This window comes from Micromonospora andamanensis (assembly GCF_016863495.1).
Classification (GTDB): Bacteria; Actinomycetota; Actinomycetes; order Mycobacteriales; family Micromonosporaceae; genus Micromonospora; species Micromonospora andamanensis.
In genome coordinates, this window is record NZ_BOOZ01000055.1 from 1 (window position 1) to 24,911 (window position 24,911).

24 protein-coding genes are annotated in these 24,911 nt (G+C 69.8%); 18 read left to right on the top strand and 6 right to left on the bottom strand.

From position 1 onward, the window contains the following. The first annotated feature begins 121 nt into the window (after positions 1–121). The gene (gene chrA / locus Van01_RS28655) at positions 122–1,501 is read left to right on the top strand and encodes a chromate efflux transporter (protein ID WP_204014141.1); all 1,380 of its coding nucleotides are present in this window, start codon (positions 122–124) and stop codon (positions 1,499–1,501) included. 200 nt (positions 1,502–1,701) lie between these two features. On the opposite strand, the gene Van01_RS28660 is transcribed toward chrA, so the two are convergent. Beyond that, entirely contained in the window at positions 1,702–2,628 is a 927-nt protein-coding gene (locus tag Van01_RS28660) for an NmrA/HSCARG family protein (protein ID WP_204014143.1), read from the bottom strand. Positions 2,629–2,727: 99 nt separating this feature from the next. On the opposite strand from Van01_RS28660, the gene Van01_RS28665 reads away from it, so the two are divergent. From Van01_RS28665 to Van01_RS28695, 9 genes are all read left to right on the top strand, one after another. Continuing rightward, the gene (locus tag Van01_RS28665) at positions 2,728–3,303 is read left to right on the top strand and encodes a TetR/AcrR family transcriptional regulator (protein WP_204014146.1); all 576 of its coding nucleotides are present in this window, start codon (positions 2,728–2,730) and stop codon (positions 3,301–3,303) included. A gap of 497 nt (positions 3,304–3,800) precedes the next feature. Continuing rightward, entirely contained in the window at positions 3,801–4,760 is a 960-nt protein-coding gene (locus Van01_RS28670) for an aliphatic sulfonate ABC transporter substrate-binding protein (RefSeq protein WP_204014148.1), read from the top strand. Then, positions 4,757–5,581 (top strand): ABC transporter permease, encoded by an 825-nt coding sequence (locus Van01_RS33330; protein ID WP_239099364.1) that lies wholly within the window; start codon positions 4,757–4,759, stop codon positions 5,579–5,581. Before Van01_RS28670 ends, Van01_RS33330 begins: the two co-directional genes overlap by 4 nt. Beyond that, positions 5,554–6,270, top strand: a complete 717-nt coding sequence (locus Van01_RS28675; protein ID WP_239093668.1) for an ABC transporter ATP-binding protein — start codon at positions 5,554–5,556, stop codon at positions 6,268–6,270. Before Van01_RS33330 ends, Van01_RS28675 begins: the two co-directional genes overlap by 28 nt. Positions 6,271–6,395: 125 nt before the next feature. Beyond that, entirely contained in the window at positions 6,396–6,527 is a 132-nt protein-coding gene (locus Van01_RS33590; RefSeq protein WP_272491670.1) for a hypothetical protein, read from the top strand. Beyond that, the gene (locus tag Van01_RS28680) at positions 6,524–7,711 is read left to right on the top strand and encodes an SfnB family sulfur acquisition oxidoreductase (RefSeq protein ID WP_204014152.1); all 1,188 of its coding nucleotides are present in this window, start codon (positions 6,524–6,526) and stop codon (positions 7,709–7,711) included. The genes Van01_RS33590 and Van01_RS28680 overlap by 4 nt, the downstream gene beginning before the upstream one ends. A 4-nt stretch (positions 7,712–7,715) precedes the next feature. Then, positions 7,716–8,885, top strand: a complete 1,170-nt coding sequence (locus Van01_RS28685) for an LLM class flavin-dependent oxidoreductase (RefSeq protein ID WP_204014154.1) — start codon at positions 7,716–7,718, stop codon at positions 8,883–8,885. Then, entirely contained in the window at positions 8,882–9,397 is a 516-nt protein-coding gene (locus Van01_RS28690) for an NADPH-dependent FMN reductase (protein ID WP_204014156.1), read from the top strand. Before Van01_RS28685 ends, Van01_RS28690 begins: the two co-directional genes overlap by 4 nt. 163 nt (positions 9,398–9,560) lie before the next feature. Further along, a complete protein-coding gene (locus tag Van01_RS28695) occupies positions 9,561–10,100 on the top strand; it encodes a DUF4395 domain-containing protein (protein WP_204014158.1) in 540 nt (179 codons plus the stop codon). Positions 10,101–10,103: 3 nt separating this feature from the next. Here the strand turns inward: Van01_RS28695 and Van01_RS28700 are convergent, their stop codons facing one another. Genes Van01_RS28700 through Van01_RS28715 form a run of 4 tightly spaced genes read right to left on the bottom strand, consistent with a single transcriptional unit; the run spans position 10,104 to position 13,617 of the window. Beyond that, positions 10,104–10,838: a GNAT family N-acetyltransferase gene (locus Van01_RS28700; RefSeq protein ID WP_204014161.1), complete on the bottom strand. Its 735-nt coding sequence runs from the start codon at positions 10,836–10,838 to the stop codon at positions 10,104–10,106. 11 nt (positions 10,839–10,849) lie between these two features. Then, the gene (locus tag Van01_RS28705; protein WP_204014164.1) at positions 10,850–11,809 is read right to left on the bottom strand and encodes a transporter substrate-binding domain-containing protein; all 960 of its coding nucleotides are present in this window, start codon (positions 11,807–11,809) and stop codon (positions 10,850–10,852) included. An 18-nt stretch (positions 11,810–11,827) separates the two neighbouring features. Continuing rightward, a complete protein-coding gene (locus tag Van01_RS28710) occupies positions 11,828–12,580 on the bottom strand; it encodes an amino acid ABC transporter ATP-binding protein (RefSeq protein ID WP_204014227.1) in 753 nt (250 codons plus the stop codon). 11 nt (positions 12,581–12,591) lie between these two features. Next, positions 12,592–13,617, bottom strand: coding sequence for an amino acid ABC transporter permease (locus Van01_RS28715; protein WP_204014166.1), 1,026 nt, complete (start codon positions 13,615–13,617; stop codon positions 12,592–12,594). A 470-nt stretch (positions 13,618–14,087) separates the two neighbouring features. Here Van01_RS28715 and Van01_RS28720 point away from each other — a divergent pair, with 470 nt between their 5' ends. From Van01_RS28720 to Van01_RS28755, 8 genes are all read left to right on the top strand, one after another. Beyond that, positions 14,088–14,600: a flavin reductase family protein gene (locus Van01_RS28720; protein WP_204014169.1), complete on the top strand. Its 513-nt coding sequence runs from the start codon at positions 14,088–14,090 to the stop codon at positions 14,598–14,600. Next, on the top strand, positions 14,601–15,665 hold the full coding sequence (locus Van01_RS28725; RefSeq protein WP_239093670.1) for an ABC transporter substrate-binding protein: 1,065 nt from the start codon (positions 14,601–14,603) through the stop codon (positions 15,663–15,665). It abuts the gene before it with no gap. Then, the gene (locus tag Van01_RS28730; protein ID WP_204014171.1) at positions 15,662–16,498 is read left to right on the top strand and encodes an ABC transporter permease; all 837 of its coding nucleotides are present in this window, start codon (positions 15,662–15,664) and stop codon (positions 16,496–16,498) included. Before Van01_RS28725 ends, Van01_RS28730 begins: the two co-directional genes overlap by 4 nt. Further along, entirely contained in the window at positions 16,474–17,211 is a 738-nt protein-coding gene (locus tag Van01_RS28735; protein ID WP_204014173.1) for an ABC transporter ATP-binding protein, read from the top strand. Before Van01_RS28730 ends, Van01_RS28735 begins: the two co-directional genes overlap by 25 nt. Before the next feature lie 3 nt (positions 17,212–17,214). After that, positions 17,215–18,546 carry an LLM class flavin-dependent oxidoreductase gene (locus tag Van01_RS28740; protein ID WP_204014175.1) on the top strand — a complete coding sequence of 444 codons (1,332 nt, stop codon included), beginning with the start codon at positions 17,215–17,217 and terminating at the stop codon, positions 18,544–18,546. A 20-nt stretch (positions 18,547–18,566) separates the two neighbouring features. Further along, a complete protein-coding gene (locus Van01_RS28745; protein WP_204014177.1) occupies positions 18,567–19,631 on the top strand; it encodes an aldo/keto reductase in 1,065 nt (354 codons plus the stop codon). A 38-nt stretch (positions 19,632–19,669) separates the two neighbouring features. Beyond that, the gene (locus Van01_RS28750; RefSeq protein ID WP_204014179.1) at positions 19,670–20,905 is read left to right on the top strand and encodes a vanadium-dependent haloperoxidase; all 1,236 of its coding nucleotides are present in this window, start codon (positions 19,670–19,672) and stop codon (positions 20,903–20,905) included. A 168-nt stretch (positions 20,906–21,073) separates the two neighbouring features. Beyond that, positions 21,074–22,138 carry an LLM class flavin-dependent oxidoreductase gene (locus Van01_RS28755; RefSeq protein ID WP_204014181.1) on the top strand — a complete coding sequence of 355 codons (1,065 nt, stop codon included), beginning with the start codon at positions 21,074–21,076 and terminating at the stop codon, positions 22,136–22,138. A 61-nt stretch (positions 22,139–22,199) separates the two neighbouring features. On the opposite strand, the gene Van01_RS28760 is transcribed toward Van01_RS28755, so the two are convergent. Next, positions 22,200–24,899: a fumarate reductase/succinate dehydrogenase flavoprotein subunit gene (locus Van01_RS28760; protein WP_204014183.1), complete on the bottom strand. Its 2,700-nt coding sequence runs from the start codon at positions 24,897–24,899 to the stop codon at positions 22,200–22,202. Positions 24,900–24,911 lie beyond the last annotated feature (12 nt).

Genomic DNA, 24,911 nt, shown 5'->3' on the forward strand with positions numbered 1-24,911 from the left:
AGGACGCACGCCCGCATAGCCCCGCTCACGCCGCTTCCACGCGATGCCGACCGAGGGTGCTATACCTTGCTCGCCTCTCCGCTGCCCTGCCGGCCATCCCGATGGAGATGGAGGATCCACGGTGACGACCACCGAACCACCGGCAACCCGTGACGTCGTACCCTTCGGCCAGGCCGTGAAGGCGTGGTTCACCATCTCCTTGCAGACCTTTGGCGGCCCGGCCGGGCAGATCGCCGTCATGCAGCGCCACCTGGTCGATGAACGCCGCTGGATCGGGCAGCGCCGGTTTCTGCACGCGCTGAACTACTGCATGCTCCTGCCCGGTCCCGAGGCCCAACAACTCGCGATCTACGTCGGATGGCTACTCAACGGCATCCGGGGTGGATTGGTCGCCGGGACCCTGTTTGTGCTTCCCGGGCTGGTCGCGCTGCTGGCCCTGTCGGCGGTCTACGTCGGCTACGGCGACACCCACGCCGTCACCGCCGTGTTCGCCGGCCTCGCCCCGGCCGTGGTCGTAATCGTCGCTCAGGCGGTGTGGCGGGTCGGCAGCCGAGCCCTCACCAACAAGGTTCTGGTGGGCTTCGCCGTCGTCGCGTTCGTCGCCCTCGCCGCGTTCGGCGTGCCGTTCCCGGTCGTCATCGCGTTCGCCGCGCTCGCCGGTTGGGCCGTGCACCGATGGCGACCGCACCTCGTCACCGCGGGTGGGCACGGCGGCAACGGCACCGACGGCCCGGCGCCGTTGATCCGGGACGACGCCCTGCACCACGACAGCCCGTCCGCCCGGCGGGCCGCCACGATCCTCGCCGTCGGGCTCGTCGCCTGGTTCGCCCCGGTCACGCTGGTCGCCGCCACCACCGGCATCGGCAGCGTCTACACCCAGCAGGGCCTGTTCTTTTCCGGCACGGCGGTGGTCACCTTCGGCGGTGCCTACGCCGTCCTGGCCTACGTAGCCCAACGGGCAGTCGAGGACTACGGCTGGCTCTCCGCCGGAGACATGGTTCGTGGTCTGGCGCTGGCCGAGAGTACCCCCGGACCGCTGATCATGGTGGTGCAGTTCGTCGCGTTCCTTGGCGCCTACCATCACCCGGGAAGCCTCGACCCGTGGGTCGCGGGAGTCGTGGGTTCGCTGCTGACCACCTGGGTCACGTTCGTGCCCTGCTTCCTGTTCATTATGCTCGGCGCCCCCTACGTCGAACGCCTGCGTACCAACCACAGCCTCTCCGCCGCGCTGACCGGCATCACCGCCGCCGTCGTGGGCGTGATCGCCAACCTCGGCCTGTACTTCACGGTCCATACCCTGTTCGTCGACAGCCGCACGGTCACCGGTGGGCCGCTGCGCCTGGAACTGCCGGAGATGGCCACGGTGCGGTGGATACCTCTGGGCATCGCTGTTATCGCCGGTGTGCTGATCTTCCGGTTCAAGTGGTCCGTGCTGCGCGTACTCGGAGTCAGCGCCCTTCTCGGCCTCGCCGCCGGACTGGCCGGCCTACCTATCACCTGACCAGCCACAGAACTGGCCGACCAGGACACCAGCGCGAACGTCGGTGCACACCACCTGGCCAGACCCTGGTCCACGAGCCGCGTCATTCGCGCGGATCGCCGAATGGATAGATCAACTAAAGCGCCAGCCTCGGCGAGGTTGTCCCACAGCTCCAGTGGTCCGCGACCTGCGGTCGTGGCGGCAACCCTGGGTCTTGTCGGTCAGGGCGCGGACCGTAGGTGTCGGTTCGCCCATTCCTCGAAGGTCGTGAGCGGGATGCCGAGTGCGCGAGCGTACTCGGGACGGGCCGGCTGTCCCACAGCCTCCGTGAGTTCGTGCCCGATGATTGCCCAGTCCGGCATGCCCGCGGCGACAGCCTCCTCGGCCGTCATGTCGGGCGCGGTCAGTTCGATGCCCAGGGCGCGGGAGAGGATCTCGGCGATCTCGCTCATCGCCAGGTAGTCGCTGGCCAGTTCCAACTCGACCCGGTCGAAACGCTTTGGTTCGGCGATCGTCGCGGCGGCGGCCCGGCCGATGTCCTCGACCGCGACGAGGGAGAGTCGGGTCTGCGGCTTCAGCACGGTCACCAGGCCGCCCTCGACGCCGCGCGGGAACAGGTACGCCGCCGCGGGCAGCAGGTTCTCCATGAAGAAGCCCGGCTTGAGGAGCGTCCAGTGTGTGAAACCGGCCTCGCGTACCCGGTCCTGGATTCCCGCCTTGGCGGTGTAGTAGGGCTCCATGGGTGCCCAGCGGCCTTCCGCCCAGCCGGGGAACTCGGTGTGCTGCCCGGCGGCGGAGACCGTGGTCTGCACGAACTGCGGTACGCCCGCGGCGATTGCGGCCTCGATCAGGTTCACGCCCTGGCGGTGCTCGCCGGGGAAGTCGAGTCCGCCGTCCTTCATCGGGGGCCTCTGGACCGAGAAGACCGCTCGGGCGCCCTGGGCCGCACTGGTCAGGGAGTCGCAGTCGTCCAGGTCACCGGCACGCAGTTCGGCGCCGAGCGCCTCGATGGTCTTGGCCCGTTCGGTGGCGGGGTCGCGGACCAGCGCCCGGACGGGTACGCCCGCGGCGAGCAGGGTGCGGGCTGTGGCTCCACCCTGCTGTCCGGTGGCACCGACGACCAGGACCGGTGCGGAATCGATGGACACATGGTCTCCTCGTGGCAGGTCAAGCTAAACGGCGGGGAACGCCGTTTACTCCTGGTACGATACGGCGGGCCCCGCCACTTAGCAATCGTGAGGTGCCTCATGCCCGGTCAGCGAGCGGACGCTCGGCGCAACTACGCGCTCCTACTCGCCGTTGCCGAAGAGGAGATTGCCCGGTACGGCGCTGAAGCGTCCATGGAGCAGATCGGCCGCAGGGCAGGGGTGGGATCTGGCACCGTACGTCGGCATTTCCCCAACCGGCATGCGCTGCTGGAGGCGGTCTTCCGCGCCCGGATCGAGACCCTCCGCGACCACGCCCGCGATCTCGCCGACTCGTCCGACGCCCGAACGGCGCTGCTCACCTGGCTGGGCGCCGTCACCGCTTCCACCGCGACCATCCGGGGACTGGCGGTCGCGCTGGCCCGCAGCTGCGCGACCGAACCCGGCGCGGCGCACGCGCACTGCGCCTCCGCGCAACTCACCGAGGCCGGTGACCCACTGGTACGGCGCGCCGCCCAGGACGGCGCGGTGGCGGCCGGCGTGACCATCACGGACCTGCTCACACTGGTCACCGGTCTCGCGCTGGCGACCGAACACCACCCGGACCCGGCCGCCGAGACGGACCGGCTGCTGAACCTGGCGATAGAAGGGATCAGCCCAACGCCCCAGACCCGTTGACAGGGTCGCTCGGGTCGATCCGACCATTGGCCCCTGCGACCGACCGGCCATTCGGGCACTCAGCCTTGATCCACCGACGCCTCCTCACCCGGTCGTGCTTTCCAGTCAGACCGCGTCGACGTACTCATCAACGAAGCCACGGCAGCGGTCAGCTGAGCCGTCCCGGGAGGTTGAGGCGGGGCTTGATCGCGCAGCGGACCTGCATGAGGGACTGTTGGTCGGTGGCAGCGGCCGGTAACACCGCGCGCCGAAGCGTGGGGTGACGGCGGTCATGGGAAGCGGAGTGCGCCTTCCTGTCCGTCGACGCCGAGAATGTCGTCCGGGTTGGGAGTAGGGCAGGACTTCAGCGAGCGCCGCCTCCGCCGTCAGCGCTGCCGACAACCTCCGACTGTTTGGACTCGGGCCGAGCCGGATCCGGCTGACCGGCGCTGAACTGGTGAAACGCTGCGAGGCGAACGTCCCTCCCATTTTTCCCATAGGTTCAGTAGACTTTGCGCATGCACAGGTCCCTATGGCGCCGCCGCGCGCTGGCCACGTTCGGAGCAATCTTGGTCGCTGCCGGGGCGCTCACCGCCTGCGGCGATGCGGAGGACAGTGGGGGCGGTGATGGACCGCTGCGAGTGGGTTACCAGCGCTACGGCAGCCTGAGCCTGCTCAAGGCCCGCAACGAGGCGCCTGGCGTGACCTGGTCGTTGTTCGAGAGCGGACCGGCCCTCACCGAGGCGCTCAAAGCTGGGTCGATCGACATCGGTGAGACCGGGGAGGCTCCGCCGATCTTCGCGGCCGCCGCAAAGATTCCCTTCAAGATCGTGGCGACCTCGGACGAGGTGCCGCAGGGCGAGGCCGTGCTGGTCAAGGAGAGCAGCGGGTTCCGGACGTTCGCCGATCTCAAGGGTAGGACCGTCGCGCTGAACAAGGGCTCCAACGTGCACTGGCTGCTCGTCAAGCTGCTCGAAGCCAACAACATGACCCTGCAGGACATCACGGTCCAGTACCTCAAACCCGCCGAAGGCCGGCCCGCCTTCGACGCCGGGCAGGTCGACGCCTGGATCATCTGGGATCCCTACTTCGCCCTCGCCGAGCAGCCCGGCGTCAAGGTGCTGGCCGACGCGACCGGGCTGGCGAGCAACCGGCAGTACATTCTGGCCGCGCCAGACGCCGTCGAGAAGAAAACAGACCAGGTACGCGACCTGCTGACCCAACTCAACACCACCACCCAGTGGGGCATCGACAACCCCGAGGAACGGGCTCGGGTGCTCGCGCCCGAACTCAAGATCCCCGAAGACGTGGCGAAACGCTCGCTGGACCGCAGCGCCAAGTCGCTGGCCCCAGTATCGCCGGCGATCGGCGACGAGTTGCAGGCGATCGCCGACGGCTTCGCCGAACTGAAGCTGATCCCCGAGCCCATCGACATCAAGGCCCGCGTCGACCCCCAGTTCGCCGGGGCCTTCACATGACGGAGCTGGCCACCCGACCACCGGACACCGTGCCGAAGACCGCGCGACCGGCCGCACGGCCCCACCGTAGGCGATGGCGGCGCCTGACCACCCCCGTCGTGCTCGTCGTGCTCTGGGAGACGTCGTCGCGGGTGGGCGTGCTACCGGAGGAGAAACTCCCCCCGATCAGCGAGGTGGTACGCGCCGGATGGCAGCTTGCCGAGGATGGCACGCTCGCCACCCATCTGCTCGACTCGCTGACCCGGGCCGGTGCCGGCCTGGCCATCGGCGTCGGTCTCGCGCTGGTGCTCGGATCGATCGCGGGTCTGCTGCGGCTCGGCGATGATCTGGTCGACCCGCCGGTGCAGATGGCCCGGATGCTGCCACACCTCGCGCTGGTGCCGCTGCTGATCATCTGGGTCGGTATCGGCGAGTCGCTGAAGGTCACATTGGTGGCCCTGGGCGTGTTCTATCCGATGTACTTCAACCTCTACGCCGGCATCCGTGACATCGACGAGCGGCTGGTCGAGGCGGCACGCACCTGCGGCCTCGGTGCCGTGGCCCGCATCCGACACGTCGTGCTGCCCGGCACACTGCCGTCACTGTTCCTCGGACTGCGCCTGGCGACCGGGGCCGCATGGCTGAGCCTGGTGGTGGGCGAGACGGTCGCCACCCAGAGCGGCATCGGCTTCCTGATGATGGAGGCCCGCGAGTTCAGCCAGACCAACGTCGTCCTCGTCGGCCTGTTCATCTACGCCCTGCTCGGGCTCCTGTCAGATCTGATCTTGCGGGCGGTCGAGAGGAGGACACTGACGTGGCGACGCGGCCTACAGGCGACGTAGTCACCGCCACCGGCGTACGACGTGTCTTCGGGGACACGGTGGTCCTCGACGGCATCGACCTGACGATCGGTTCCGGCGAGGTGGTCGCACTGCTCGGCGGCAGCGGGTCGGGCAAGACCACCCTGCTGCGGATACTCGCCGGCCTCGACCAGCACGCGACCGGCGACTGGCAGGTACGCGGCAACCTGGCGGTGGTCTTCCAGGAGCACCGGCTGCTGCCCTGGAAGCGGGTTGCCGACAACGTGGCGCTCGGTGTGCCCGGCCCCGATGTTCAGCGCCGCACGGCTGCGGCGTTGACCGAGGTCGGCCTGGCCGGCCGGGAGCGGGCCTGGCCTGCCGAGCTCTCAGGCGGCCAGTCCCAGCGTGTCGCGGTGGCCCGGGCCCTGGTCCGCGAGCCGGACCTGTTGCTGCTCGACGAACCGTTCGGTGCGCTGGACGCGCTGACCCGGCTGCGGATGCAGGCACTGTTCGGCCGGTTGCGCGCCGAGCACGGCTTCGCCGCGCTGCTGGTCACCCACGACGTCGAGGAAGCGCTGCTGCTCGCGGACCGCACTCTGGTCCTCGCCGGTGGTCGGGTCGTTGACGACACGCCGGTACCGCTGACTCATCCGCGTGCGCCGGATGACCCTGGTTTCGGCACGCTGCGCCGGCACCTGCTCGACCGCCTCGGCGTACCGGCCGCAGCCTGACGGCCGGTATCGGGTGGTCAGTCCGTGAAGGGCCGGCAGCGGTGGTGCCTGCCCGTTCTCCCGCAACCGCCACGCAGGGCGTGCGCCACCCTTCATCTCAGACGACCAAGGAGTGATCCATCCCTATGAGCGACCGCATCACGGTCACGAAGGACTGCCGGATCGTCGAGCACGGCACCAGCGAGGACGTCATCGCAGCCCCTCGGCATCAGTACCCGCAGTGGTTCTGCACCGCGGTGCCATGGGAGTCGGCATGACGAATGTTCCCGTCCTGTCCTCGGCGCAGGCGATCGCGCTCGCCGCCGAGTTCGCCGCCGACTTCTCCCGGGACGCGGCCGACCGCGACGCGCGACGCGTCCTGCCGCTGGCGGAGGTCGACAGACTCAGCGGGTCCGGGCTGCTGGCCATCACCGTCCCCGCCCGGCACGGCGGGGCCGACCTGCCGGTGGAGACGGTCGTGGAGGTGTTCCGGCTGCTGTCGGCCGGCGACCCCAACATCGGCCAGATCCCGCAGAGCCACTTCGTCTACGTCAATCAGTTGCGACTGCGGGGCACCGACGGCCAGCAGAAGCTCCTCTTCGGCGAGGTGTTGACCGGCGGCCGGTTCGGCAACGCGCAGTCGGAGGCCGACACCCGACACGTCCGCGACATCACCACCACGTTGACGGCTGAGGCCCCCGGGCGGTGGCGGCTCAACGGCCGCAAGTTCTACGCCACCGGCGCTCTGCTGGCGCACCGGATTCCCGTCCTCGCTCACCTCGGGCCGGACGGTCCGCTGCACGTCGCGTGGGTGAGCCGCCACGACGAGGGCGTCGAGGTGATCGACGACTGGAACGCGATGGGCCAGCGCACCACCGCCAGCGGGTCGGTGGTGCTGCGCGACGTGGCAGTACCCGACGACCTCGTCACGCCGTTCGCGCTCACCTTCGACAAGCCGCAGACCTACGGCGCGTTCGCGCAGGTGCTGCACGCGGCGATCGACGCCGGAATCGCCCGGGCGGCACTGCACGACGCGGCGTCGTTCGTGCGGGAGAAGAGCCGACCCTACCCGGACGCGCACGTCGACCGGGCGGCCGACGACCCCCTGGTGGTACGCGCCTTCGGGGAGGTGGAGCTGGCCGTGCGCGGCAGCGAGGCGCTGCTGGCCGAGGCGGCCCGGGCCATCGACCGGGCCAATGCCGACCTGACCGCGCGGTCCGCGACGGCCGCGTCTCTGGCTGTCGCTGCGGCCCGTGCGGCCACCACCCACGCGGCCCTGGAGGCGAGCAGCCGCCTGTTCGAGGTGGCCGGCACCCGGTCCGCCAGCGCCAGCCACAACCTTGACCGGCACTGGCGCAACGCGCGTACCCATACCTTGCACGATCCTGCGGCGTGGAAGCTCCAACACCTCGGTCGCTGGGCCGTCGACGGCACCCCACCCCCCAACCACGGACAGGTGTGAGCTCATGACCGATCTGAAGTTCCATTGGTTCCTACCGACGAACGGCGGCGACGGCCGGCAGATTGTCGGCGGCGGACACGGCACCCCGGCCGACGTGGGCGCCCGGGCAGCCTCTGTCGCCTACCTCGGGCAGATTGCCCGCTCGGCGGAGCAGTTGGGCTTCGAGGCCGCGCTGACCCCCACCGGCGCCTGGTGCGAGGACGCCTGGATCACCACCGCGATGCTGAGCAGCGTGTCGGCGCGGTTGAAGTTTCTCGTCGCGTTCCGGCCCGGCCTCACGTCGCCGTACCTCGCCGCGCAGATGGCCGGCACTTTCCAGAACCTCTCCGGCGGCCGACTGTTGCTCAACGTGGTCACCGGGGGCGAGAGCCACGAGCAGCGGATGTACGGCGACTTCCTCGACAAGGACGCCCGCTACCAGCGCACCGGAGAATTCCTGGAGATCGTCCGCGCGCTGTGGTCGGGCAAGCCCGTTGACGTCGAGGGCACCCACTTCCAGCTCGCCGACGCGGTCCTGACCCAGATTCCCGACCCGGTGCCACGCGTCTACTTCGGCGGCTCGTCACCGGCGGCTCTGGACGTGGCGGCCCGGCACGTCGATGTCTACCTGACCTGGGGTGAACCTCCGGCCGACGTGGCCAAGAAGGTGCGCCGGGTCCGCGAGCTCGCCGAGCGGCAGGGCCGGACCCTCGCCTTCGGTCTGCGGGTGCACACCATCGCCCGCGACACCGCCGAGGAGGCCTGGGCGGAGGCCGACCGGCTGCTGTCCGGCATCTCCGACGATCAGATCCGCCAGGTCCAGGCAGGCCTGCGCCGTAGCGAGTCCGAGGGCCAGCGCCGGATGCTCGCCCTCAACGGCGGCACCAAGGACGGGCTGGAGATCCATCCGAATCTGTGGGCCGGTGTCGGGCTGGTACGCGGCGGCGCCGGCACCGCGCTCGTCGGCGACCATCAGCAGGTCGCCGACCTCATCGAGCAGTACGTCGAGGCGGGGATCAGCGAGTTCGTGCTCTCCGGCTACCCGCATCTGGAGGAGGCGTACCAGTTCGGCGAGGGCGTGCTGCCCGAGCTGTCCCGCCGCGGTCACTGGCAGCACCCGGCGCCCGTCCGGCAGGCGGCACCGGCAGTACCCTTCGGCGCGGCACCGGTCGCGGAGAAGTCGGTGACGCGGTGAACGCCCGGGTCGCGGTCGTGGTCGGTAACCCTCGACCGGCCAGCCGTACCCTCGCCGCGGCGAGGTACGTCGCCCGGCAGCTCGCCGGCCGCGAGCCGGATCTGACCGTCGATCTCGCCACCCTGGGTCCGGCCCTGCTGGACTGGGACGATTCCGGCGTGGCCGCCCTGGTGGCCGAGGTTGGTGCGGCCGATCTCGTGGTGGTGGCGAGCCCGACGTACAAGGGCACCTACACGGGTCTGCTCAAGCTCTTCCTCGACCGGTTCGCTGGCGGGACCGGGCTGCGCGGGCTCGCCGTCCCGCTGCTGGTCGGCGCTGCCCCGCAGCATCACCTGGCCGCGGAGCTCACCCTGCGGCCGGTGCTCACCGAGATCGGCGCGACCGTCCCCGGGCGTGGACTGTTCGTCATCGACCGTGAGCACGACGAACCTGCGGCCTACGCTGACTGGCTGACGGTCACGCGCCCGGTCGTCGCGGCTTTCCTGCGGACCCGCCACCAGGCAACCAGATGACAGCTTGACGCGACGATGCACGCCGGCGACCCCGCTGCGGCTGCGTGCCGTCCGTAGCGGGCTGGTCGACATCCCGCCGCTGGTCGGGTCAGCGCAGCCGGTCCGACCGGCCACCGGCAATTAGACTACTCAATCTATCGGAATAGAAGATATTATCTCGCCTGTGACCAGCGGCCTCTTCAGTTTCCCCAACCCCGTGAACGAGGTGTCCGCCCGGCTCGTCGCCGGTGGGGTGGCCATCCTGTCCACGGTGACGATCGTGCTGGAGCAGCCCTGGCTGACCGTGCTGATCGCGTACGGGTTCGTCGCGAGGGTGCTCGCCGGTCCCAGGCTCAGTCCTCTCGGCCTGCTCGTCACACGGGTGATCACGCCGCGGGTACCGGTGCGGGCCAAGCTCGTCGCCGGACCGCCCAAGCGGTTCGCCCAAGGGATCGGCGCTGTGCTGACCCTGACCGCCGCTGTGCTGGCGCTCGGGTTCGGACAGCACCTCGCGGCATATCTCGTCCTCGGTGCGGTGATCGTGGCGGCGACACTCGAGTCCGTGTTCGCGTTCTGCGTGGGCTGCGCGATCTTCGCGGGGCTCATGCGGACCGGATGGATCCCCGAGGCGGTCTGCGCCGAGTGCAACGACATCTGGAGCCGCGTGCCGGCGGACGGAGCGACTGACGGATCGGAGCGCTCCACGACCACCTCAGCGGGCTGAGGGTCATGGGTCGGCCGCCTGTCCGGCCGGCGGCGCGCCGGGAATCCGTACCGCCCGGAAGCTCGTCGTCCGGCGGAGGGTGAAGCCGATGTGTTCGTAGAGTCGGATAGCGGCGAAGTTGTCGGCGGTGGTGTGTAGGAACGGGGTCTCGCCGCGGGCCCGGATGCCGGCGGCGACCGCGCGGACAAGCCGGGTGGCCAGGCCCTGGCCACGGTGGTTCGGGTCGGTGCAGACGGCGCTGATCTCCGTCCAGCCGGGCGGGTGGAGGCGTTCGCCCGCCATCGCCACCAGTTGCCCGTCGCGGTGGATGCCGAGGTAGGTGCCGAATTCGATGGTGCGCTTGCGGAACGGGCCGGGCGCCGTGCGGGCGACCAGGTCGAGCATCTCCGGTACGTCGGCCGGTCCGAGCGGCACCGCCTCGACGTCGCGCTCGGCGCGCAGCCCGGTGTCGACGAGTTGGACGCCGGGAATCGTGAAGATGACCTGCCAACCCGACGGCGGCGCCGAGGTGACGCCCGGCAGCGCCACCTCGGCGCCAGGGCCGGCCAGTTCGCCCAAGTCGGCCCAGGCGCGTCGGTCCGGCTCAGCACGCAGGGTGGCGAATCCGGCGATGTCCGGGTGGAACCGGGCGGCCCGTCCGCGCACTTCGCCCAGGTGTGCCTGTGGGCCGTTCAGCGCGGCCCACACCGGGTTGTCCAGCACGTGCGTCGTCGCCTTCGGGCCGTACCGTGTCGTCATCACCTGGTTCCTCACGTGCGGGGGAGACCGGGCGGGTTCACCTCGGACGTGGGAATCGCCTCGCTGGACAAGTTCCAGCGCCTGAGCACCTCGGCATACCGGCCATCCCGGATCACGGTGTTCAGTGCCTCGCTGAGGGCGGTCGCGAAGCCGTTGCCCTTCTTGGTCATCGCGGCGATCTGGGCGGGCACCTGTCCACCACCGGGAACGACACCGACCACCTTGGTCTCGCCGCTGACCGCCGCGTGGTAGACCACCGAGGGGTTCGGGCCGAAGTAGGCATCGATCTGGCCGGAGCGGAGCGCGAGCTGGTATTCGGTGGGACGCTGGTAGTACACGATCTTGGCGGCCGGGAGGCCGGCAGCCTTGTTTTGCGCGTCCCAGCGCAGCAGCACCTGCTCCTGGTTGGTGCCGGAACCGACGGAGACGGTCAGCCCGGCGATGTCCGCCGGCTTGTCGATCTTTTCGATAGCGCCGTCCTTCTTCACCTCCCAGCCCAGCGAGTCGACCCGGTAGGAGGCGAAGTCGTAGATGTCTTTGCGCTCCTCCGTGACGGTGATGTTGGAGAAGCCCACCTCGTCCTGACCGGACCGGATCACCAGGAAGAGGTTCTCCCACGAGGTGGGGCGCAGGTCGAGCTCCAGGCCCAGCACGTCGGCGACGAGTTGGGCGATGTCCGGCTCGACGCCGATAAGCGTGCGGTCGTCGTCGGCCCGGAAGGCCAGCGGCGGTGAACCTTCCCCGCTCACACCCACCGCGAGCCTGCCGTCGGCGCGGATCGCCTCGGGCACTTGGACGGCGATGGCGTCGACCTTCGCCGCCCGTATCCGCTTCTGGTCGGGACTTGTGTTGATCTTCTGGGTGGTGCCGTCGGGGGCGTCGACGGCCACCGCGTCGATGTCATCCGGTGTACCGCAGGCGGTCAGCGCGAGCAGGGCGACGAGTGCGGTGGCGGCGAGGCGTCTGGACATGACGGACTCCTTTGCGGGTCAGAGGACCTTGGCGAGGAAGGCCTTGGTGCGTTCGTGACGCGGATGGTCGAGTACCTGTGCTGGCGGGCCCTGCTCGACGATCAGCCCGTCGTCGACGAACACGACGGTGTCGGCCACTTCGCGGGCGAAACCGATCTCGTGGGTAACCACGATCATGGTGGTGCCGCGGAGGGCGAGATCGCGCATGACGTCGAGGACCTCGCCGACGAGTTCGGGATCGAGCGCCGAGGTGGGTTCGTCAAAGAGGACGACCTTCGGCTCCAGCGCCAGCGCCCGGGCGATCGCGACCCGCTGCTGCTGGCCGCCGGAGAGGCGGCGCGGATAGGCGTTGGCCTTATCGGACAGGCCGACCCGCTCCAGCAGCAGCAGCGCCTTTTCGGTCGCCTCCCGGCGTGGTTTTCGCTGGGCGGCGACGGGCGCCTCCACGACGTTCTCCAGCGCGGTCAGGTGCGGGAAGAGGTTGAAGTTCTGGAAGACGAAGCCGATGTGGGTGCGCTGGCGCAGCACCTCACGCTCCTTGAGCTCACGTAGCCGCCCACCGGAGCGCCGGTAACCGATCAACTCGCCGTCGATGCGTACGTAACCCCTGTTGAGCCTCTCCAGGTGGTTGATGCTGCGCAGCAGCGTCGACTTGCCCGAGCCTGACGGCCCGAGGATGACGACAACCTCACCGGCGCGGACCCGTAGGTCGACCCCGCGCAGCACGTCGACGGGCCCGAAGCTCTTGTGGATGCCCTTGATCTCCACCATCGCCGTCGTGGTCACGGGGCCTCTTTTCCGGTCAACTCGGCGTCGAGCCGCTGGCGGTCGGAGCGGCGCCGGCGGCGCTCCGCGTCGAGCTGGGCAGCGGCGGCGCGTACCCGCTGCCACGGCGTGGGCGGCAGCATCCGCACGGCGCCTCGGGCGTAGTAGCGCTCGACGTAGAACTGGGCGATGGAGAGCACGGTGGTGAGCAGCAGGTACCAGATCGCCGCCACGAGCAGCAGCGCGATCACCCGGCCGTTTCGCGCGTAGATGACCTGTACCTGGTAGAAGAGCTCGGGGATGGCCATGATGTAGACCACCGAGGTGCCCTTGACCAGCCCGATGATCTCGTTGCCGGCGGTCGGGATGATAGTTCGCATCGCCTGTGGCAGCAGGATCCGGCGAATCTGCCGGCGGCGAGGGATTCCGAGTGCCGCGGCCGCCTCCAGTTGGCCCTGGTCGACGGAGAGGAAGCCGGCGCGGACGATCTCCGCGCAGTAGGCCGCCTGATGCAACGCCAGGCCCAGCGCGGCAGCGGTCAGTGGCCCGACCAGGTCCTGCGTCCGGAACTCCCAGAACGAGGGCCCGAAGGGGATGCCGAGGGAAATGCGGTCGTACAGCAGGGCGAGGTTGAACCAGAAGAGCAACTGCAGGATCAGGGGTACGGAACGGAACAGCCACACGTACCCCCACGCGAACGCCTGCAGTAGCGGGCTGGGGGACAGCCGCATCAGCGCCAGCACGGTGCCGAGCGCGAATCCGATCAGGATGCCGAGCGCGGTCAGCTGCAGGGTGACGCCGACCGCGCGGAGGATGGTCTCGTAGAACAGGTACTGGCTGACGACATGCCACTCCCACGCCGGATTGGTGACCAACGCGTGCAGCGCCATCGCGAGCAGCACCACCGTGACGCCGCTGGCCACCCACCGCCAGGGATGACGGGCCGGCACCACCCGCAGGCTCGCGACCTCGGAGCCGGGCTCCGCGTCGGCTGTCCCGATCGGGGAGAACCCGCGGGTCGCCGGCTTGCCATCCACCGTCATGTACCTAGTGTTCCTACCGGATAACTAGGAAATCAAGACCCTGGCCGGATCTGGAGCATGATTCGGGGCTCTGGCCGACGGCGCTCGTCTCCCAGCTGCGGCGGAGTGACCGCTGGATGGGCTGCGCCCGATCACCTCACGTGCGGCGAGCGGGCTACGTGCCGGCGGTGTGCCGTCCCAGTGACTGAAATCCCTATTTAGTCCGTAGGTTTTAGGGGTTATCGTGAACGGCATGGTCAGCCAGCGCACCCCGCTCGACGGCACCGCGGTCGCGGTGTCGCGGGGATGCTGTCGTGGCTGGACCGGCGCGCGCGGCTGCTGCCGTTGAACGCGCAATCCTGATCCGCTCCAGCGCTGCACTGCCGGTTCGACGACGTCCGGCCACCTCTGCGCACACCTGCTCGCCCCCGCATCGCGTCGCGCTCACACCTGCCCGGCGCGGGCTCGTCGTACCTCAACAGGAGGACGCCATGACTGTCACTGTCGAACGGGACGTTCCGGTCGATCCCGAAACCTTCCGTGGCCTGCTGCGGCGACAGGCCGCATCGGTCACCGTCATCACCGTTGCGGGCAACCCGCCGGTGGGGTTCACCGCCACCTCGTTCACGTCGGTATCGCTGCGCCCACCGCTCGTGTCGTTCTGCCTGGCCCGATCGTCGTCGAGCTGGCCGACCGTCGCCACAGCGGAGCACGTGGCGGTGCACCTGCTCGGTCAGCACCAGCAGGATGTCGCGCGGACGTTCGCCACCAGCGGCATCGACCGGTTCGCCGCCCATTCCCAGTGGCAGTACGGCCCGCACGGGGTGCCGCTGCTGCACGAGCCGATCGCCTGGTTGTTGTGCCGGGTGCACCAGCGGGTGGTCGCCGGTGACCACGCGATCGTGTTGGCCCAGCCGGTGGCCGGAAGCCACGGCGAGGGCACCCCCCTGCTGTACCACGAGGGGCGGTACGCCGCCCTGAACCCCTCCACGAAGGAGTCGTAGGTGAAGCCGCCAATCATCCTGGACCGTCGGGCGTTGCTGTCCGCCGCCCTCGGCGCGGTCGCACTGGGCGTCACCGCTTGCGCCGGCGATGACACGCCCCAGGCGGCGCTCGCCCTGGGCGCACCGCTGCCCGATTCGGTGCCGAAGGGCACCAAGCTCGTCGTCGGCGACAAGGAACATCAGAAGGCGATCGAGTTCTCCGGCGAGGCGGAGAAGTTCTCGTTCGAGGTGGAGTGGGCCAACATCAGCGGCGGCCCGCAAACCCTGGAGGCGTTCCGGGCCAAGGCCCTCGACATCGGCTCGGTCGCCGACATCCCGCCGATCCACTCCCACTGGACGAACATCCCGACCAAGATCGTCGCTTCGAAGTTTCGGCAGGACCCACTGAACCACCCCATCTACCGTCTCGGCGTCGCACCCGGTGTCACGGTCACCACCATCGCTGACATCCGTGGCAAGAAGGTCGCGTACAGCCCGGGACAGGCACAGGGCGCGCTGGTGCTGCGGGTCCTGCACAAGGCCGGACTGGCCAAGGAGGATGTGAAACTGGTGGAACTGCCGAGCACCGGTGACGTCTACGCCACCGCCCTCGCCAGTCATCAGGTCGACGTCGCCCCGATCGGGGGCGTGCAGGTCAAACGCTACGAGACCAAGTACGGCCGGGACGGCGCCACCACCATCGCCCACGGTCTGCGGGACGATCCAGGTCACCTGTACGTGCCGGCCACCGTCCTCACCGATCCGGGGAAGGCGGCCGCGATCCGCGAGTACGTGCAGGCGTGGGCGCGGGCCTGGCGGTGGCGGGAGGCCAACCCGGACGAGTGGATCGAGCGCTACTACGTCAAGGACCAGGGACTGAGCGCCGAGGACGGCAAGTGGCTGGTCGAGAACGCCGGTGTGGCCGACATCCCGCCGAGCTGGACCGAGGCCATCGCCCGACACCAGGAAACCATCGACCTGCTAGCCAGAGAGACCGGGAACAAGAGGCTCGACGCCGCGGACCTGTACGACAGGCGGTATGAGTCGGTGGCCGCCGAGGCGCTCGCCACGGAGAACCTCAGGTGACGGCCTCGGTTCTCGCCCGCCCCCAGGGCACGACGACCCCGTCCGTCCGCAAACCGGGTCGCCGCCTGAAGCCGGGCCGTCCTATCCCGCTCGGAGCCGCGATCGGCCCGTTCCTGCTCCTGTCGGTGTGGGCGGCCGGCTCGGCGGCCGGCTGGATCGACCCCCGCACCCTGTCGGCACCCTGGACCGTGGTGACGACCACCGGCGACCTGATCGCCGACGGCCGGCTACAGGACAACCTGGCCATCTCGGCCCAGCGGGCCGGCCTGGGGCTCGTCATCGGCACCGTCATCGGCACCGTGCTCGCGGTGGTCGCCGGCCTCAGCCGGTGGGGTGAGGCATTGCTCGACGGCCCCATCCAGATCAAGCGGGCCATCCCGTCACTCGCGCTGCTACCGCTGCTCGTCCTCTGGTTCGGCATCGGCGAGCAGATGAAGGTCATCACCATCACGCTCGGCGTGTTCGTGCCGGTCTACATCCACACCCACAACGGGTTGCGCAGCATCGACAGCCGCTACGTCGAACTGGGCGAGTCGCTGCGGCTGCCGCGGGCGGTCTTCCTCCGCCGGATCGTGCTGCCCGGCGCGCTGCCCGGCTTCCTGCTCGGCATGCGGTTCGCGGTGGTGAACGCGTGGCTCGCTCTGGTGGTCGTCGAACAGATCAACTCGACAAGCGGGATCGGCTACATGATGCAACTGGCCCGTGAGTACGGCCAGACCGATGTGATCATCGTTGGGCTCGTGCTGTACGGCCTTCTCGGGCTGCTGTCCGACGGCGCCGTCCGGCTCGCGCAGAGGAGGGCGTTGTCGTGGCGACGAACCTTGGCGGACTGACGGCCACCGGGACGGTACGGGTCCACCGGCTGGTGCGCGGCTTCGGAAGCCGCGCTGTCCTGGACGGGTTCGACCTGGAGATCGGCGCAGGCGAGTTCGTCGCCCTGCTGGGCCGCAGCGGTTCGGGAAAGAGCACCCTGCTGCGTGCACTCGCCGGCCTGGACAGCGACGTCGACGGCTCAGGCGTGATCGAGGTGCCGGAGAAGTCCTCGGTCGTGTTCCAGGATGCCCGGCTGCTGCCCTGGCAGCGCGTGCTGGACAACGTCGTTCTCGGCCTACGCGGATCCAATGCCCACGAGCGCGGCCGGGCGGCCCTCGCCGAGGTCGGCCTCGCCGGGCGGGAGAATGCCTGGCCGAACGAGTTGTCCGGTGGCGAACAGCAGCGGGTGGCACTGGCCCGGGCCCTGGTGTCCGAGCCGGAACTGCTGCTGGCCGACGAGCCCTTCGGCGCGCTTGACGCGTTGACCCGGCTGCGCATGCACGATCTGCTGCGCGAACTGTACGCCCGGCACCGGCCCACGGTGCTGCTCGTCACGCACGACGTCGACGAGGCCGTCACGCTTGCCGACCGAGTGCTGCTGCTCGACAGCGGACGGATAGCCGTCGACCTCACCATCGATCTCCCGGCGCAGCGCTCGCACCGGCAGCCGCAGTTCCTCGCGTACCGCGAAACGCTGCTGCGAGCCCTCGGCGTCAACCACTCGGAAGGATGACCCATGCTGCACCTCAACGCCTTCCTGATGGGCGTCGGCCATCACGAGGCGGCCTGGCGGCTGCCGGAGAGCAACCCGTTCGCGCAGACCGAGGTCGAGCACTTCAAGCGTCTCGCCCGGATCGCCGAACGCGGCAAGCTCGACTCGCTCTTTCTTGCCGACAGCCCGGTGCTGTGGAACAGCATCGGCCGGCGGCCGGGCGGCACGCTCGAGCCGACAGTGCTCCTCGCCGCGCTCGCTGGCGTGACAAACCACATCGGCCTGATCGCCACCGCCTCGACGACGTACAACGAGCCGTTCAACCTGGCCCGTCGGTTCGCGTCGCTGGACCACATCAGCGGTGGCCGCGCCGGCTGGAACATCGTCACCACGGCGGGCGAGAAGGCGGCCCGCAATTTCAACCTGGACGAGTTGCCCGCCCACCGGGACCGGTATGAGCGGGCTGCGGAGTTCGTCGAGGTGTCGCTCAAGCTCTGGGACAGCTGGGACGATGCCGCGCCGCTCGGTGACAAGGACGCCGGCCGGTGGGGCGACGACGACCTGCTCTACCCACCGGAGCATGTCGGGCGACACTTCCGGGTGGCCGGTCCGCTCAACGTTCCCCGCTCGCCGCAGGGGTACCCGCTGCTGGTGCAGGCCGGGTCGTCGGAGGACGGCAAGGAACTGGCCGCCCGCTACGCCGAGGCCGTCTTCACCGCCCAGCAGACCCTGGGCGAGGCCCAGGAGTTCTACCGCGACCTGAAGCGGCGTACCGAGCAGGCCGGTCGCGACCCGGACACCCTCAAGATCCTGCCGGGCATTGTCCCGGCGATCGGCGCCACCGAGGCCGAGGCCCGCGCGCTGGAGGACGAACTCGACCGGCTGATCAAACCGGAGTACGCCCGCCAGCAACTCGCCACCACGCTGCGGGTCGACCCGGAAGACCTCGACCTGGACAAGGAACTCCCCGCCGACCTGCCCGGCGAGGACCAGATCGAGGGTGCCAAGAGCCGCTACACCCTCATCGTCACACTGGCCCGACGGGAACGGCTGACGGTACGCCAATTGATCGGTCGGCTCGGCGGCGGGCGCGGGCACCGCACCTTCGCCGGCACCCCTGAGCAGGTCGCCGATGCCATCGAGCAGTGGTACCGCAGCGGCGCTGCCGACGGCTTCAACATCATGCCACCGGTGCTGCCGTCCGGGCTGGAGGCCTTCGTCGACCACGTCGTGCCGATCCTGCAACGCCGCGGGCTGTTCCGCACCGAGTACACCGCAACGACCCTGCGCGAGCACTACGGGCTGCCCCGACCGGCCAACCAGTACAGCAAACAGCTCGCCGCCGTCTCGCGTTGAGCCGCAGAAAGGACAAGCTCATGGTTGACTATCGACCCTTCGGACGCACCGGCGTGCGGATCAGCACGCTGACGCTGGGCGCGATGAACTTCGGTCAACGGGGCAACCCGGACCACTCCGACGGCATCCGCATCATCCACCGGGCGCTCGACGAAGGCATCAACTCCATCGATACCGCTGACGTCTACTCGCACGGCGAATCCGAGGAGATCGTCGGCAAGGCCCTCGCCGGCGGACGTCGGGACGACGTTTTTCTCGCCACCAAGTTCCACGGCCAGGTCGGCGACAACCCGCACCACCGGGGCAACTCGCGCCGCTGGATCACCCGCGCCGTGGAGAACAGCCTGCGCAGGCTGAACACCGACTGGATCGACCTTTACCAGGTGCACCGACCGGAGCCCGACACCGACTTCGACGACACCCTCGGCGCGCTCAGCGACCTGGTGCGCCAGGGCAAGGTCCGCTACATCGGCACCTCCACCTTCGAGCCGTCGGCCATCGTGGAAGGCCAGTGGATCGCGCAGCGACGCAACCGCGAGCGGGTGGTCAGCGAGCAGCCGCCGTACTCGATCCTGGCGCGTGGGATCGAACGCGAGGTGCTGCCCGTGGCCCAGCGGTACGGGCTGGCGGTGATTCCGTGGAGTCCACTCGCCGGCGGTTGGCTGTCCGGGCGCTACCACGGTGGGCTGGACGCCCCGATCTCCCGTCGCGCCGACCGGTTCCCGGCCCGGTTCGACCCGACCCTGCCGGCAAACGCCGCCAAGCTGGCCGCCGTCGACCAGCTTGCGGCCCTCGCGGACGAGGCCGGGCTCTCACTCATCCACCTGGCCATCGCGTTCGTCCTGGAACATCCCGCGGTCACCTCGGCGATCATCGGACCGCGCACCCTGGCCCACCTGGAATCGCAGCTCGACGCCGCCAAGGTCACGCTGTCCCGCGACGTGCTGGACCGCATCGACGTCATCGTTCCTCCCGGCACCACCCTGAACCCCGCCGACGCCGGCTATCAGCCGCCGTCGCTGACCGATCCGGGGGTGCGCCGTCGCGGTCCCGGGTCGGCGGCCCTCGTTGGAGGAGCCCAGTGACCAGCCTTTCCCCCACTTCCCGAAGCAGTGAAAGAGTCATGACATTTCTGGCGGGAGGCGCCTGGCGCCGTGCTGTGGCCGGTATCGCAGCCGCCGTGCTTGTCACCGGTCTACCCGCCGCCGCACCGGCTGCCGCCGCCACCAAGAAGGTCGACACCGTTCTGGAGTGGTACGACGTCACTGCGGTCGCCGTCGCAACCGGTACCCGTCCGCAGGTCACGAACAGCCGGGCGTGGGCGATCGGCTGGCTCGCCGCCGCCCGCGCCGTACGCACCGTGCCCATCGGCACCGCACACCACTACCAGGACGCCGCGCTCGCGTCCGCGATCCACACCGCGCTGAGCAGTCTGATACCTGAGGCCGCCCCAACCCTCGACGCGGCCCTACAGGCCACGTTGAGCCGGATCCCCGACGGACGCGCCGAGGAGCGAGGCATCGCCGCCGGCCAGGCGCAAGCGCGGTCATTGCTCACCCAGCGGGCCGGTGACGGTCTCGACCCCGCCTCGGTCAACCCGGCGTACCCAGCGCCCGAACCGGCACCCGGAATCTGGCAACCCACCCCACCGAGCTTCGGAGCCGCCCAGCAGGCCGGAAACCGCTTCGCCACGCCGTTCCTGCTCGACCGGGTCGACCGCTACCGGCCTGCTCCACCGCCCGCGCTGGACTCGGAGCGTTACCGCACGGATCTTGCCGAGGTCCGCGCGTACGGTGCCGCCGACAGCGTGGTACGTACACCGCAACAGACCGACACGGCCACCTTCTGGCTCGGGTCGTCCCTGACTCTCTACACGGGGATCCTCCGCGCCGCACTCGCGCAGTCCACCCGGCCCGTCGCCTGGCGGGCAAGCCTCGTAGCCGTCTTCCACGTGGCGCTCGTCGACACCCAGCTCGCGACCTCCGATGCCAAGTACGCCTATCTACGCTGGCGACCTGTCACCGCCATCCGGGCCGGCGCCGACCCGGACTGGACGCCACTGCACACGACGCCCGCGCACCCGGACTACCCGAGCGGACACAACACCTACTCCGGTGCCGCCGAGCAGGTGCTCACCGCCCTGGTCGGGCCGCGAGCGCGGGAGCCGTACACGATCGGCAGCCCCAGCCAACCCGGCGCCACCCGGACCTACCGCGACTGGCGGCGTCCCACGTTGGAGAACGTCGACGCCCGCGTCTGGTCGGGGATTCACACGCGAACCGCGGACGAGGCCGGCGTCGAACTCGGCCGTGACGTCGCCGCGCACGCCGTCCGCAACGCATCACTGCTGTTCCGCTAGGGCGGTGTCGACGCCCGGGCGGGCGGCCAGCACCACGGGGATTGGTCCGGCGCGCTGTCGCAGCCGGACCAATCCCCGAACCGCCGGTCGTCGTCCGCGCGCGCAGGCCGGTGACGGCCTTCGACACAAGCCCCACAGCGACCGTCGACAGGGCAAGGAGATCCGCTGATGAGCGTCGAGTTCCTCTGGTACATCCCGAACCAGGTCGAGCCGGGGCACCGCGGCGACGACATCGTCGACAACCACAACAGCCTCGACACCCTCACCAAGCAGGCGCAGGCGGTTGAAGACCACGGGTGGGGCGGCGCGCTCATCGGGACCGGTTGGGGGCGGCCCGATACCCTCACGGTCGCCACCGCTTTGGCCGCCCGGACCACGACCTTTCAACCACTGATCGCGATCCGTCCCGGCTACTGGCGCCCGGCGAACTTCGCTTCCGCTGCGGCGACGCTCGACCAGCTCAGCGGTGGACGAGTGCTGATCAACATCGTGTCGGGCAAGGACAACCTGGCAGCGTACGGCGACAGCGACGGCGACCAGGCCGACCGTTACGCCCGTACCAAGGAGTTCATTCAGCTCGTGCGCAAGCTGTGGACCCAGGAGAACGTCACCTACCAGGGCCGGCACTTCAGCGTCGCGGACTCCACCGTGTTGCCCCGACCGGTCGTCCGCGGAAACCGCAAGCACCCGCGGATCTACTTCGGCGGTGCCTCGCCCGCCGCCGAGAAGGTCGCCGCCACCGAGGCCGACGTCCAGCTCTTCTGGGGTGAGCCGCTCGACGGAGTCGCCGAGCGGATCGAGCGGCTCACGCAACTCAGTGACAGCCTCGGGCGCGAGCACGCCCCGCTGGAGTTCGGGCTACGGATCACCACGCTGGTGCGGGACACCACCGAACAGGCATGGGCCGACGCTGAGGCGAAGGTCGCGCAGCTCGCCGACCGGGTGGGGAACATCCACGGCTCTCCGCGCTGGCGGGCTGCCGTGGGCCAGCAGCGGCTGCTCGCCCTCGCCGCCCGGGGCGAGGTGCTCGACAGCAACCTCTACACCACGCCCGGCAGGTTCGGCGGCGGCGGTGCGGGCAGCACCTGGCTGGTGGGCTCGGCCGAGGACGTGGCGGCGTCGCTGCGCAAGTACCAAGGGCTGGGCATCTCCCACTTCGTGCTCTCCGACACGCCCTACCTGCCGGAGATCAAACGCCAGGGTGACCAGCTTCTGCCGCTGCTGCGCGGATGACGAACCGCACGCCGCTTGTGGTTTCCGGCCACCAGCGGCGGCCTGCCCGCGAGTCCGGATCTCAGCCGGGTGCGCCTGGTGCCGGTGCGGTCAGGGCTCGGCGTGCGTAGGCGCGGACGTCGGCGTCGGTGTCCCCGTCGGCGGCGGCCCGGAGCAGCGCGGCGACCTCGGGTCGGGCCGTCCAGTTACCGAGGACCCGCACCGCGGCCCGCCGGACGTCGAGGTTGCCGTCATGCGCCGCGTCGAGCAGCGGCGGCACGGCGACCGAGGCGGGTGCCCCGGCGAGGCCGAGTGCCGCACCCTCGCGCACCTGCCACGTCGGGTCCGTGAGGCCGGCGACCGCCATGGCGGTCAGCGGCTCGGGGCAGCGCAGCGTGGCCGCCGCGCGTAGCGCCGCCGCCCGTACGAGCACCTCCGGGTCGGCGGCCAGCCGCACCACGGCGGGGATCGCGGCCGAATCTGCGAGGTCGCCAAGGGCGTGTGCGACGGCGATGCGTACCTCCCGGGACGGATCCGTGACGGCGGATGCGAGGCTCGCGGTGTCGCGGTGGCGGACCAGGCCACGAACGGCATGAGTGCGTACGCCAGCAGCCTGGTCGACAAGTGCGGCGGTGAAGTCGGCGCGCTGGCCAGCCCCGGTGACCCGCAGCAGTTCCACGACGAGAGTACGGACGGTGACGTCCGGGCTGGCGGTGTACGCGCGCAGCGACTGCCCGATGTCGGCGGGCAGGATGTCGGCGAGTTCCCGCAGGCCGGCAACGGCGGCGGCGCGTACCGCGGGATCGTCGTCGGCGAGCGCGGCAACGAGTGCCGGCGCGGTGCCCTCGGGTGCGGACTCGGTGAGGGTCAGCAACGCGGTGCGCCGTACGTCGGCGTCCGGGTCGCGTAGGTACGGCTCCAGCACTTCAAGGCTGGGCTGCTGCTCGGCGAGGCGGAGCACGGCCAGCACCGCGCCGTCGGAGGTGGGTACGGGAGCCGGCTCGCCGTGGGCAACCGTGTGCTGGTCGGAGCGTCCTGGCCGGTCCGGCTGAACCGCGATGACCTCCTCGACGCCGGCGGCCGGTGGGGTGAACCCTTCAACCGGCACCAGGTACGGCGCGACCTGCCGCTTGCGGAATCGCATGGTGCCCTGTGCGTCCCGGCTGAGGTTGAGGTGGCAGAACCAGTCGTCGTCGTTGCGGTGTGGCAGGTCGGCCCGGTCGTGGTAGAGACCCCATCTGCTCTCCGTCCGGACGAGCGAGGCACGGGCCGCCATCTCGGCACAGTCACGAATGAAGGTCACCTCTACGCAGCGCATCAGCTCGTGCGGCGTCCGCGCACCCAACGCGGCGATCTCGGCGCGCATCCGGTCGAAGGTCTCGACGGCGATGTCGAGCTTGGCCGCGGTCTTCGGCGGGGCCAGGTAGTCGTTGACCATCCGGCGCAACTTGTACTCGACCTGCGGCTGCGGTAGCCCGTCGGGGTTGGCGAGGGGACGGTAGACAAGCGCGTGGGCCTCGGCGACCTGATCGGCCGGGAGGCTGGCCGGCGTGACGAACGAGCCGGCGGCATGGGTTCCGGCCAGATCACCGAAGACGAATGCGCCGATCATGTAATTGTGTGGCACGCAGGCGAGATCGCCGGCGGCGTAGAGACCCGGGACGGTGGTGGCGCCGTGCTCGTCCACCCATACGCCGGAGGCAGAATGCCCGCCGCATAGTCCGATCTCGGAAATGTGCATCTCGACGTCGTGGCTGCGGTAGTCGTGGCCGCGGCCGGCGTGGAAGGTGCCCCGGGTGGGACGTTCGGTGCTGTGCAGGATGCCTTCGAGCGCGGAGATGGTCTCCTCGGGCAGGTGGGTGAGCTTCAGGTAGATGGGGCCACGTGCGGAGGCGATCTCACGGGCGACCTCGGCCATCATCTGCCCGGACCAGTAGTCACAGTCGACGAACCGTTCGCCACGGTTGTTGACCTGGTAGCCGCCGAAGGGGTTCGCCACGTATGCGCAGGCGGGTCCGTTGTAGTCCTTGATCAGAGGGTTGATCTGGAAGCATTCAATGCCGGACAGCTCGGCGCCGGCGTGGTAGGCCATGGCGTAGCCGTCACCGGCGTTTGTCGGGTTCTCGTAGGTGCCGTAGAGGTAGCCGCTCGCCGGCAGTCCCAGGCGGCCACACGCTCCGGTGGCCAGGACCACCGCGCCGGCGGTCACGGTGACGAATTCGCCAGTGCGGGTGTGCAGGCCGGCTACTCCGACAGCGCGGCCCGCGTCGGTGAGCACCCGCACCGGCATGACCCGGTTCTCGATGCGCACCCGCTGCCGCATGGAGCGTTCCCGCAGCACCCGGTAGAGGACCTTCTTGATGTCCCGGCCCTCGGGCATGGGCAGTACGTAGCTGCCGGAACGGTGCACCTGGCGGACCGCGTACTGGCCGTGGGCGTCCTTCTCGAACTTCACGCCGTAGCGTTCCAGCCGGCGGATCATGTCGTGGCCGCGACTGGCGGTCTGGTAGATGGTGCGCTGGTTGACGATGCCGTCGTTGGCGCGGGTGATCTCGGCGACGTACTCCTCGGGTGTGGCGCTGCCAGGGATCACCGCGTTGTTGACCCCGTCCATGCCCATGGCGAGCGCCCCGGAGTGGCGTACGTGAGCCTTCTCCAGGACCAGGACCCGTGCGCCGGCTTCGGCAGCGGAGATCGCGGCCATCGTGCCGGCCGTGCCGCCGCCCACGACGAGCACGTCACAGCTCAGTTCCAGGCGGTCGGTAACAGACGGAACCTGCATGGTTCTACCTCC